At 37.6% G+C, this 11,853-nt stretch carries 13 protein-coding genes; 5 read left to right on the top strand and 8 right to left on the bottom strand.

Features of this window, described 5'->3' with window-relative positions:
- Window positions 1–57: 57 nt before the first annotated feature.
- From B2X72_RS16340 to B2X72_RS16320, 5 genes are all read right to left on the bottom strand, one after another.
- Entirely contained in the window at window positions 58–591 is a 534-nt protein-coding gene (locus tag B2X72_RS16340; RefSeq protein ID WP_075991829.1) for an NADPH-dependent FMN reductase, read from the bottom strand.
- A 558-nt stretch (window positions 592–1,149) separates the two neighbouring features.
- Window positions 1,150–1,683 (bottom strand): GNAT family N-acetyltransferase, encoded by a 534-nt coding sequence (locus tag B2X72_RS16335; protein ID WP_088160915.1) that lies wholly within the window; start codon window positions 1,681–1,683, stop codon window positions 1,150–1,152.
- A 69-nt stretch (window positions 1,684–1,752) separates the two neighbouring features.
- On the bottom strand, window positions 1,753–2,322 hold the full coding sequence (locus B2X72_RS16330) for a hypothetical protein (protein WP_088160916.1): 570 nt from the start codon (window positions 2,320–2,322) through the stop codon (window positions 1,753–1,755).
- A gap of 19 nt (window positions 2,323–2,341) precedes the next feature.
- Complete coding sequence (locus tag B2X72_RS16325; protein WP_088160917.1) at window positions 2,342–2,740, bottom strand: hypothetical protein; 399 nt, start codon at window positions 2,738–2,740, stop codon at window positions 2,342–2,344.
- Between the two features lie 201 nt (window positions 2,741–2,941).
- Window positions 2,942–3,592 carry a hypothetical protein gene (locus tag B2X72_RS16320; protein WP_088160918.1) on the bottom strand — a complete coding sequence of 217 codons (651 nt, stop codon included), beginning with the start codon at window positions 3,590–3,592 and terminating at the stop codon, window positions 2,942–2,944.
- 477 nt (window positions 3,593–4,069) lie between these two features.
- Between B2X72_RS16320 and B2X72_RS16315 the strand changes: the two genes are divergently transcribed.
- Both B2X72_RS16315 and B2X72_RS16310 read left to right on the top strand, forming a co-directional pair.
- Window positions 4,070–4,768 carry an RNA ligase family protein gene (locus B2X72_RS16315; protein WP_201665078.1) on the top strand — a complete coding sequence of 233 codons (699 nt, stop codon included), beginning with the start codon at window positions 4,070–4,072 and terminating at the stop codon, window positions 4,766–4,768.
- Window positions 4,726–5,877 (top strand): AAA family ATPase, encoded by a 1,152-nt coding sequence (locus B2X72_RS16310; protein WP_232475734.1) that lies wholly within the window; start codon window positions 4,726–4,728, stop codon window positions 5,875–5,877. The genes B2X72_RS16315 and B2X72_RS16310 overlap by 43 nt, the downstream gene beginning before the upstream one ends.
- Window positions 5,878–6,084: 207 nt before the next feature.
- Here B2X72_RS16310 and B2X72_RS16305 read toward each other — a convergent pair whose 3' ends face one another.
- The gene (locus B2X72_RS16305; protein ID WP_088160921.1) at window positions 6,085–6,579 is read right to left on the bottom strand and encodes an STM3941 family protein; all 495 of its coding nucleotides are present in this window, start codon (window positions 6,577–6,579) and stop codon (window positions 6,085–6,087) included.
- Between the two features lie 289 nt (window positions 6,580–6,868).
- Here B2X72_RS16305 and B2X72_RS16300 point away from each other — a divergent pair, with 289 nt between their 5' ends.
- The gene (locus B2X72_RS16300; protein ID WP_232475735.1) at window positions 6,869–7,441 is read left to right on the top strand and encodes a Crp/Fnr family transcriptional regulator; all 573 of its coding nucleotides are present in this window, start codon (window positions 6,869–6,871) and stop codon (window positions 7,439–7,441) included.
- 32 nt (window positions 7,442–7,473) lie between these two features.
- Here the strand turns inward: B2X72_RS16300 and B2X72_RS16295 are convergent, their stop codons facing one another.
- Window positions 7,474–7,959, bottom strand: a complete 486-nt coding sequence (locus B2X72_RS16295; protein ID WP_088160923.1) for a hypothetical protein — start codon at window positions 7,957–7,959, stop codon at window positions 7,474–7,476.
- A gap of 855 nt (window positions 7,960–8,814) precedes the next feature.
- Between B2X72_RS16295 and B2X72_RS16290 the strand changes: the two genes are divergently transcribed.
- Complete coding sequence (locus tag B2X72_RS16290) at window positions 8,815–10,206, top strand: 3-keto-disaccharide hydrolase (RefSeq protein ID WP_286850713.1); 1,392 nt, start codon at window positions 8,815–8,817, stop codon at window positions 10,204–10,206.
- 11 nt (window positions 10,207–10,217) lie between these two features.
- Window positions 10,218–11,633: a Gfo/Idh/MocA family protein gene (locus B2X72_RS16285; protein WP_075991845.1), complete on the top strand. Its 1,416-nt coding sequence runs from the start codon at window positions 10,218–10,220 to the stop codon at window positions 11,631–11,633.
- Here B2X72_RS16285 and B2X72_RS16280 read toward each other — a convergent pair.
- Window positions 11,621–11,853 (bottom strand): hypothetical protein (locus tag B2X72_RS16280; protein WP_286850710.1); only part of this gene is annotated, 233 nt, incomplete at its 5' end. The two genes, B2X72_RS16285 and B2X72_RS16280, sit on opposite strands and share 13 nt — an antisense overlap.

The raw sequence follows: 11,853 nt of genomic DNA, 5'->3' as shown, positions 1-11,853 counted from the left end.
TCGGCATAAGTTATGCAGAATGTACGAAAAGGCAAATAGATTTTTAGCGGAATGCCGCTAGGATGAAATTTGTTGCTTAAAGTCCGCTATTTTTTCCTTCAGACTATTGAGGTGTTCAGGACTGATTACGCCATTATCCTGATCAAAATTTTCGTAAAATTTGGGAAGCGAAAATGTTTCTTTAATGATTGCTCCAAACTGCGGGAAAAATTTCTGCGCTTCGGCCATCACATTTCCACCACCATAACCTCCTGGTGAAGTTGTCATAAGCAACATGGGTTTATCCTGGAAAACTTTAACATTTATTCTAGATGCCCAGTCAAATACATTTTTAAATGCTACGCTATAGGAGCGATTATTCTCTGCGAGGGAGCAAATGATCATGTCACTGGAGGCTATATGATCGAGGAAAAGCTGTGCTTCCTGTGGGAATCCATTCTTTTCTAGGTCTACAGAAAAGACAGGCATGTTATAGTCATTCAGGTCGATCAAATTAATCTCGTGCCCCTCGAAGCTTTTAAGTACAAATTTGACCAATTGTTTGTTAATTGATGTGGAAGAATTACTCCCAGCGAATGCAAATATTTTCATGTTTTATCCTTTATGATTATCAGTTGTTTAAATTTAATCAATTTCTCGAAACAATTAGAGATTTAGACTTGACTTGTCGTTTCTGATAGGTTTTGATTATATGGTATAATTTTTTGAAGTCCTCGCTATGCATATTTCGTTCATTTATTATCATGATTAAATTATCTGTTGCCTGAAGTTTTATGGTTCTGAATTTAAAATATTTTTTCTCCTTACTAAATAACTTTATGATATTAAACGGATTCCAAAAGTGATTCATATCAATCACTTTTTTTGTATATCTGGTTATATGACACATATTTAAATCCTTTCGATATAATCCACCTAAGTTTACTTTGGTAAGTGTATCTCCAGATATTTCGAAGTGCTCAAATCTCCAAACGCCTGTAAATATGATGAGCCCACAGCAAGTTTCCCAAATTATTCCTAACAGAGAAATAGAATACTTAGAAATTATTATTGGGAATATAGCAATACAACCAAAAAGAAGAATAAGTATAGGAAATGTATGATCACAGCGCAACTTGATATTCTTTTTATCCATGAGAAATTGCTGTTTTATTTTTCCGATTTAAAAATAGCGTATAATGGGATATCGTAATACCGGCCATCTTTCTTTAAATGTTGTTTTAACAGGGCCTCTTTTTTCATTCCTATTTTTTCCATGACTTTTCCCGATGCTGGATTATGGGGGAAGTAGGTCGCAAAGATTTTGTTAAAGTTTAATTCTTTAAATCCAAAATCAATGATTGCTTTTGCAGCTTCAGTGACATAACCTTTATTCCAGTAAGGAATAGCTATCCAGTATCCCAATTCAGCCTTATCCGAGCCTTCATCATGCAGACCAATAGCTCCGATCAGTTTTTTATCTTTATTCCGAATAGCAAAAGTGAATCCTTTACGATTGGCAAATGCTTCTTCCGCTAATTTAAGCCAGTATTCAGCATCCTCCTTTCGGTAGGGATAGGGGATATTTGATGTGAAGTCTGAATAGACCTTGTCTTGCAGATAGTCTACAATCTGTGGAATATCAGTCGTTTCTATTGCGTTAAGAATAAGTCGTTCTGTCTCTAATTGTGGGAAATCTTTCATCTGATTAAGTCTTCAGTATGGCTAAAATGAAATTAGGGGTTACTTAGTTTTTATAAATGTAGGAAAGTTTTATGAGATTCTTTTCCATATATTTTTTCGGGTGTAATAACTATAAATTCCAGTAATTGCGATTAGGATCAAAGTTATCAATAAGCCTATATATACATTGAAGAACATATGGACCAGTGTAAAACCAATGAGTCCAATTAGGCTTTCTAAAAAAGCTTCCTTTATACGGGACGGAGGATTTGAGTTCTCAAGGTATCTGGTATACTCTTCTACAATTGGTCGATCGGTATCGGTCCAATCAAAATGCGATAGTTCTGCGGAGGAGACCCATATTGCTTGGACATATTCTAGCATGGCAACTTCGCCAGAGGAAAAGGTGCAGAGAACAGGATAGCGACAAACTGCCGGACTTTTATGGCCTTGTTGCGTCATCTCTAAGGGCCTTCCGACAAGGATATCTATACTTAGCTCTTCCCTGATTTTGAGCGACAAATTTGCTTTCGTTGGCAGGTGGGACTCGGTTATGCGACCAGGAAATTCCCACTTTAAGGCATGCGTCACCGATGGCGGGCGCTGACAAATGAGTACCTTATCGTCCTTCCTTATAATCGCACAAGTCAAATAATGCATAACGGTTTAAAGATAGACATTAGGAACTAGATTCTTTACTTTCAATTTGATGACTTTCAAACAGCTCGATGCGGCCTTCAATAATCAACAAATAAAAGTTTTCAAAACAATCCTGATAGATCTTTTGTTCCAATGATTTTATTTCTTCAAAGAGACGTTCCTTCGCTACTGCAGCGTAACATAGCTCATTTTTTGATGTTGTCATCGTTTCTTGACAGGGGGTGTCGTGAAGCTGTTTGTACAGGTCGCCTAAATCTGAAATGTCTTCACTGCGGTGGTAGGAGGGATGAAACCATACCCAAAAGTCTTCTTGATTTTTATAGGGATGCGGTAATAATTGAACGCATGTATTTCTGAATAGATCTCCCGGATGCTTTTTATAACGGAAATGAGTGGCTGTGGTCTTTAAACTATTCATAAAGTTAATTTGTTTGTAGGTTTACAAAAAATAATTCAAGAATAAAGATGTCATCTTAAATATAGGTATTTTTTTTAGTATTAAAAATTTACAGTTGACGTTAGCGCTAATTAGATCGCGATAGGATACAGAATACCACAGTCACAAAGCTGCACTCGAGCTGCTCCGCTAAAAAATGTAAATCGTATTCATTTTATGTTATCATCCCCAGAGCATTTTGATGAGAACGGATATTGTGAATACGAATAATCCGATATAGAATATGTTTGTCCCATGTTTTCTGTCATGATCTGAATAGGAAAATATCCGTTCGCCATTCGGTAGGCTCTTTCTGGAACTAAACAACATATAGCCGATTGCAATTCCTAAAAGTCCACCTAGAAGGGCTGAAATATAGCCAAAAATAACCCAATACTTCTGCTGCGGTTCCGGTTCCCGTAGTTGCATGAGCCGTTCCTGTTTCAAAAGATCTAGCGTTTCCTGATCAATCTCTTTCCCTCTTTTTAATAAAATTTCTCTAGCCAGTGCGTAGTCTAATTTGTTCCATTCATCGGGTTTTTGAAGAATTTCTAAGAGCTCTTGGTCGGAAAACTGATACAGATAATGGTCGTCTTCAACCAAGGGGAGAGACTGCATTTCCTGCTCTTCTAAAATAGATTCTGCATTTGCAAAATTGGCAGGATCTATTTGAATCTCATATTGAAATCCAACCGTGTTTCCAGAAAATGTAATATCCACAGGGGGGACATTATCTGCCAACCGCGTTGTTACACCTTTTTCCGAAAGTAGTTTATGACATTCTTGTGCTTCTTCTAAACTAGAGAACCTTTTTAACACGATATATGTATCCATGTGATCAATTATTTTTTAGTCCCTGTATTTATGATCATTTGACAGTCCAATGCTGTATGCAATCTTGGCTATTTGCCGTAACACCGCAAAATCGGACGCGAATGGTTAAATAATGGATTAATTATGTAGTGTCTTTTTTGTATAAAGTTAATAAAGCCGGTTTGATACTTTTCAGCTTAAAGGTAGTAAAATCAAATTCTATTTTATAGAAACAAAAATAGAATCCCAGCTAAAAGATGAAGAAACATTTGATTCATCACATTTTTGCTGGTATTCGTCACATTTTTCTGTTTTATGTTTTTAAGATAAATTTAATACTTTTGTAGCAATAGATCATTAGTATTGTCAATTTTTAAAATTTAAAGTCATGTAATGCATTGTCGATATTTAGGAAGAAAGTAAACAACGGGATTTACCCGGTTTGTTTACCCTACACCTATGTCTTCAATTTTATTAGTATGGATTTAAATTTTAAAAATGGAATCAACAAAATATGGTCGTACCTATCATTTCCCATTTTCGCCAGGGACAAGCAGCGACGATCGTTTTAATCAACATTATTGGAAGGATATACAATCTTTCCATAAATTGTTATTTACAGAAAAATTAGATGGTGAAAATAATTGCCTTTCACGGCGTGGAGTATTTGCACGATCCCATGCAGCTCCGACCACGTCGCCATGGACGGCTCAGCTTCGGGAGCATTGGTCTAGATTAAAAAACGATCTGGATGATTTAGAGTTTTTTGGTGAAAATCTTTATGCTGTGCATTCTATCGAATATGTGCAACTTGAGCACTATTATTATGTTTTTGCTGCTCGAATTAAAGATCAGTGGCTTTCATGGGAAGAAGTTACTTTTTATGCCAGTTTATTTGATTTGCCTACTGTACCTGTTTTAAAACTTGAAATTGTAAAGGGTTTGACTGAGTTGGAACTTCGGCGTTCAGTCGAAAATTTGGCCATGCAGTCTTCTAAATTTGGATCGGTTGACCCTAAAACTGGAGAAGCATGTACGATGGAGGGGTTAGTCTGCAGAAATGCTGATGCGTATACTGTCAGTGAATTTCAGCACAATGTTTTTAAATATGTTAGAAAAGGACATGTCCAGACCGACGAACATTGGACAAAATCATGGCGAAGAACAAAAATGATTTGGGAAAGGAGGGATTTCTAATGGAATGGACAATAGCAGTAAATAAGAATTGGTCGGCTTTAGAGAAGCAATTTTCTTGGGTCAGGGATATGGAACAGGTACAACAAGACCCTTTACATCATGCCGAAGGGAATGTCGCGATTCATACCCAAATGGTATTACAGCAGCTGGAAGGATTGCCTGAATACCGGAATCTGGATTATCAAAAGCAGGAGCTCCTCTGGGCTTCCGCTTTATTGCATGATGTCGAGAAGAGATCAACGACAATTGTCGCTGCAGATGGTCGTATCAGCTCTCCAAATCATGCCAAAAGAGGAGCACAGACCGCACGGGAGATTTTATTTCGTGATGTGGAGACCCCTTTTGCATTACGGGAGGAAATTGTCGCATTGGTACGCTATCATGGGTTGCCATTGTGGTTGATGGAAAAAGTCGATCCAATGAAGAGCGCCTTGGAGGCGTCATTGAGTGTCAATATGGGCCAACTTAAGTTGTTGGCCGAAGCAGATGCTAAAGGAAGGTACTGTGCCGATTTGGATGCTTTGCTCTACGCATTGGATATGTTCGAACTGTATAGTAAAGAGATTGGCTGCTGGGATGCCACACGTTCTTTTTTGTCCGAAAATGCACGATTTACATATTTTAATGGAAACAATAGCTATGTTGATTATGTGCCTTTTGATACATTCAAATCCACCGTGACTGTACTTTCAGGTTTGCCGGGAATGGGCAAAGATTATCAGATTTTAGCGATGAATACTGACCTCCCTGTTATTAGTTTGGATGACATCAGACGCAAATATCGCATTGATCCTACTGATAAAAAGAGAAACGGATGGGTTGTACAGGAAGCAAAAGAGCAGGCAAAAAAATACTTACGCTGTGGACAGGATTTTATCTGGAATGCCACCAATATAACTTCCCAGATGCGAAAACAATTGATCGATCTTTTTGTCAGCTATCAAGCTTATGTGAAATTGTTATACGTTGAAAAACCCTATAAGATTTGGCGCGCGCAGAATAGCGATAGAGAGTACCCACTACCAGAAACTGTCTTGGATAAAATGCTTCATAATTTGGAAGTTCCCCAGTTAACAGAAGCCCATGAGGTTATCTATATTACCGCGTAGATGGTTTTTTACGGTTGAACCGCTAATATTTTTGAATTGATTTGAAGAATTAAATAAAGTACTAAATCTCAAAATTTTGCGTTTTTATAGCAAGGATATTTTCTGATGTAACCGTGTTAGATATAATAAATGCGAATCAGCCCACTTATATGGATAAGGGGCTGATTTTTTTTAGACTACCTTTTTTTGGGGAACGCCGATGTACAGCTACATTTTTAGTCGCTGTAGCAACAGAGCCATAAGCTCCTTTTCTTTGATATCGATGACATCTATGTCGATCCAAAAAGATGCAGGTTTTGTTGATAGATTACAGTCAATAAAGCTTAATAAATGAATTAGACGGCTTGTTTTTTCTTTTCTTAGCGATGAAAGGTCATTTAGTTTTATAAAAATAGAATTTGTCCGATATAAACCAGTAACAAAATAATCGATATCCGTCCATGGGATTTGCTTCGGTTTCAATATGCTGTTGTTTAGTAATATATGCTCATCTATAATGAGTGCGGCCTCTCCTCTTCGATAGCGGTTTAACTGTTGTAGTCTAAGATAAAAAACCGATGCGGCCACGAGTACCCATATCGTCGAGGTTAGTTTAATAATAAAATCATAGTATAACCAGGCATATAACCCAATGACTACTGGAAGAAAACATAGCAGCATGCTAATGATAATTTTTCCTTTGCTAAAATTAATTTTGATCATTGCTTTCTCTTTTTTCAAAAAGTACAAACTCTGCAAAAAATGGAGCCTGCCATTTTCATCATAGCTCCAATCTGTTAATCATATTATTGGAGTACCTGTTATAAAGGTAGGGGGTAAAAGCCATTGAAACTATTCCGATTTATGAATCGTGCTTGTTGAATGATTATTCGTATTACTTGAATTTATCTTGTCATCCCTTCCGTATTGAGCTTAATTGAAATGGTACCGCGTTTCTTTTTTTTGATAAAATGAATGAGTAGCTTTGTTTGTACAATAAATTGATGGACTGTTGGAAGAACTTAGAGAACATTTGAAGAAATTTATCGATATCGATCCGATTGAATTAGAGGAAATATTGAGTTACTTTAACATGAAATCGGTCGCGAAAAAAGAAAACATACTGGAAGAAGGTCAGGTTTGCAAATATCATTTTTTTGTATTGAAAGGTGTTTTACGTAAATTCTTTGTCAATGAAAAAGGTGTTGAACAAACAACTGAATTCGCTATAGAAAATTGGTGGATGACAGATAATATGGCTTTCGAACATAAGCTTGTCACTTCGTTTTACATTCAGGCGGTGGAAAAGTCCGATGTGGTTTATATCAGCCAAGAAAATCAGGAAAAATTGCTCGCGGCATTTCCTGTCATGGAACGATATTTTCGCTTTGTGTACCAAAGAGCATATGCTGCGGCACAAATGCGGGTTAAGTACCTATTTTCGTTATCCAAAGAGGAATTTTACCATGATATGCGCCGTAAATATCCCCAATTTGTCCAACGTGTTCCGCAATACCTCATTGCCTCATACCTGGGGTTCACACCAGAATATTTAAGTGAAATCCGAAAAAAAATAAACTTCTGAAAAACCTGCTAAAATCTTACTGTAATTACAGGTTAATAGCATTGGTCTGAATCTGCAATACGGAAGGGTTGAATTTGAAATTGAATGTTGTGTTCGTTAGCATAAGCTTTAGCTAATTTCTCGAATTTTTCCATTGCCTTTTCTTCCGAAACTGCAAAACAATGCAGGTTTAATTCCAGCGGTTTCTCAGAGGTTGCTGGATCGATGCGCAGTTGCTCAACTTCAGAGAGGACGACGGCAAAAGAAGTTTTACAGATCTCAACTTCTAAATGCGGCCCCATTAATTGAGATGAAATGCTATAATAAGAATCGTTATTTTGGATTTCTTCCTGAAAGGGATCTAAATAAGTCGTAACAATAGATCGATAACCATATTTAGCATTACCAAAAAAGTGATCAATATATTCCTGTGCTTTTTCATATGTTGAGAAGACACCTTCCAGATTGGTGAATAAATCTGGATCTTCTTTTACTTCTTTTGAAACTACTGTATATACCTTAATGGGGTTGGTTGTCATATTTTATATGCTACTGTTTGTACATTAAGTAAAAGTAAGTTTTTCTGCAAAAAAACTAATTTAGACTTTTGTCTATGAGCGATTCTAAGATAAAATCCTCGTTTTAAAATAAAAAATTTCCTTTGTTAACTTGTAGCCTGTTTAGAGCAGGTGTTTGTGCTTTAAAGTTGTATATAATTTTCGTATTCTCCAAATTTTTTACTGATTGTTTTTATTTGCTTTTCCAATATAATATAAATTGCTCGTATAAGTCCCTCAATGAACGAATTATCGCATTTTATTTGAAGTTTGTAGCATCTCTCCATATTTATGGGGGATTAGTTAGGTACCACCTCATTACTTTGGTATGATCAAATTCGTACTGTAAGCAGGTTGAGTCCACAGTGATTCCACTTTTTAACTGTGCATTCACTGTGGATCCATATTACTTACATAGTAGGAGCATAGGGGTGTTGAACCTAATTTGTCCATACGCTATTATAGGTAGTAACCGAGGTCTATTTTGCATTATTGATCCGGAACATTGTTGTGTCCCTTATTTGACAGGGCATAAATAATTGGGTTTGACTGTGCTCGCTCTATGTTTGAATGAAATGATCTGTTTGTTATACTGATTCAAACGTTTTCGTAAATAAATCATATCATTTAATTCATTTCGCTTATATTAATTAATATATTGTTTGACTAAGTCAATTGAATCAATAGCCAATAAGTAAATAAAGTCCTATCCGGCTTGAAAGTTACACGTAGCACCGTCTACAGGTTTTCAATTTAGGAGGTCTCGATTTTGTTCTGATTGACGAACCAATGATGAATAAATAAACCGGGTTGATAGACCCAAGATTAAATTTTACAATGAAAAGAAATGCACTATTTAAATCTGTTTTAATGGCAGCTATGGTCAGCAATGCTGTCTTGTCGTATGCTCAGGCAGATAAAAGTAATGAGAAAGGTTGGACAAACCTTTTTGATGGAAAAACGCTGAATGGCTGGAAATCCGTCGGAGGAAAAGCTCCCTATTCTATTGAAGGTGATGCTATTGTCGGCAGAATGACAAAAGGTACGCCCAATTCTTTTTTGATCACTGAAAAAGAGTATGGTGATTTCATATTGGAACTGGATGTTAAACTTGAAGGCAACGAAACAAACTCAGGTATTCAGACACGGAGCCATCTTGATCCAAAGGCTAATGATGGGCGCGGACGCGTATATGGAAGGCAAGTTGAAATAGACCCCTCTTCACGTGCATGGACGGGTGGAATATATGACGAGGCGCGTCGTGGATGGATTTATCCACTTGATTTAAATGAAAATGCAAAAAAAGCCTATAAAGCAGAGGAATTCAATCATATTCGAATTGAAGCCATTGGTGATGAACTGCGCACTTGGATCAATGATATTCCTGTTGCTTATGTCGTTGATACGATCGATAGGTCTGGTTTTATCGGCTTGCAGGTGCATGGTATTCCACCTAAACTGGACGGAAAGAAAGTGTACTTTAAGAATATTAAAATAAAAACAACCGACCTCAAATCAAAAGGTTTTCCAAAAGATCTTTATATCGTGAACTTGAAGCCAAATGACTTGGCTGATGCTGAAAAGAAGAAGGGGGTTAAGCTTTTGTTTGACGGTAAAACCAATAAGGGCTGGCGGAGTATACATGGCGATAAATTTCCGGAACGTGGCTGGGAAGTTAAGGATGGACAAATGACTGTTCTGAAATCCGACGGTGGAGAATCAACCAATGGTGGTGATATCGTCACAAAAGATAAATACGCTGTGTTTGATCTTTCATTTGAATTTAAGCTTAGTCCGGGAGCAAATAGTGGCGTTAAGTATTTTGTGACTTTAAAAGAAAAATCAAAAGGATCTGCTATTGGTTTGGAATATCAGGTGCTGGATGATGCTTTACACCCTGACGCGAAGTTGGGACGCGATGGAAATCGTACGTTGGCATCGCTTTATGATCTCATTACGTCCAATCGTGATGATCGCGCACGTAGACCGATCGGTGAGTGGAATAGAGGTCGGGTTGTTGTTACAGCAGATAACAAAGTTGAACACTATTTAAATGGAATTAAGATGCTGTCTTATGAGCGGGGCTCAAAAGCGTTTAAAGATTTGGTTCAGATCAGCAAATATAAAGATTGGGAAAATTTTGGTGAAGCGAAGGAAGGTTTTATTCTTCTCCAAGACCATGGCGATCGGGTTTCATTTCGCAGCATAAAAATCAATACACCCAATTAAGCTTATCTCTTATGAATCATTATTTATCGCGCAGAAGCTTTGTTAAACAGTCTGTTATCGCTGCAGGAGCGGTTATGCTATCCAATAGTGTATTGGGAAATGTCAGTTTGGCCAAACCAAATGAGCGTGTCAACTTAGCTTGTGTAGGCTTAGGAAATAGGGCCGCAGAAATCATTAAAGAGCTGTATAAAACAGGACTCTGTAATATTGTCGCGCTATGTGATGTAGATCTTGGCGCGAAACATACACAGGAAATTTTGGGCTTGTTTCCTGATGCACCTAAGTTTAAGGATTTTCGGGTGATGTTTGACAAAATGGGAAATCAGATCGATGCTGTAAGTGTCGGAACTCCCGATTTCTCGCACTTTGCCATAACAATGCTTGCACTGGACTTGGGTAAACATGTTTACGTGGAAAAACCAATGGCGAGAACATTCCTTGAAGTTGAACTGATGGCAAATAAAGCTCGGAAAAACCCTAAACTTGCTACCCAAATGGGAAATCAGGGGCACTCCGAAGCAAATTACTTTCAGTTTAAAGCCTGGAAAGATGCCGGTATTATTAAGGATGTGACGCGCATCGATGCGCACATGAATATGCCGCGTAGATGGCATGGCTGGGATGTGAATATGAAGGGTTTTCCTGCCGCTGAAATGGTGCCCGAAACATTAGATTGGGATCTTTGGCAAATGCAGACCATAGGCCATAATTATAATAAGGATTTTGTGAATGGTCAATGGCGCTGTTGGTATGATTTTGGAATGGGGGCATTGGGTGATTGGGGTGCACATATATTGGATACAGCGCATGAATTTTTAGATTTGGGGCTGCCTACAGAAGTGTCCGCTGTGAAGCTCGATGGGTATAATTCCTATTTTTTCCCCATGTCTTCGACCTTGAAATTTCATTTTCCAAAAAGGAAAAAGATGCCAGCAGTAGATATCAATTGGTATGATGGACTGGATAATTTGCCACCTATACCGGAAGGCTACGGTGTATCCGGACTGGATCCTAATATTCCTGCACCAAGTACAGGGAAATTGGAACCCGCCAAATTAAATCCTGGGAAAATTATCTATAGCAAGGATTTGATATTTAAAGGTGGTTCTCATGCTAGTACCTTGCAGATTATTCCAGCAGCGAAAGCCAAGGAAATGGAGTCTCGGTTACCGGAAGTACCACAATCACCGTCAAATCACTTTGCTAATTTCTTAAAAGGTTGTAAAGGCGAAGAAAAGACCCGCTCGGCTTTTGAAATTGCAGGTCCTCTGAGCCAAGTATTTTGTTTGGGTGTAATTGCACAACGCTTAAACAGTAAATTGATCTTGAATACACAGACAAAAGAAGTGACTAATGATAAGTTTGCCAATGCACTTTTAGCTGGACCTCCACCTGCGAGAGGCTGGGAGCAGTATTATAAGATGTAATGGACCAGTAACTGGGCATAGAAAGTAAAGGGCAATGTGAACATTGCCCTTTTTGTTTTTGAAATGAAAAGTCTTTCCTGAAATATACGATTTGCTTGCTCTTTATATAAAAGAACTGGAAAGGAGGAAAAAGCATGATAATCCCAAGCAAATTGAGACAAATCAGCGCTATTTTGATCAGTCCTAGTAGAGCGTAATTCTCCTCCCTTAGGTATATTTG

The sequence above is a fragment of the Sphingobacterium sp. UBA7253 genome (assembly GCF_002472745.1).
GTDB classification, from domain to species: Bacteria; Bacteroidota; Bacteroidia; order Sphingobacteriales; family Sphingobacteriaceae; genus Sphingobacterium; species Sphingobacterium siyangense.
The sequence above is the reverse complement of the archived record's forward strand: the minus strand, read 5'-3'. Positions and strand labels throughout refer to the sequence as shown.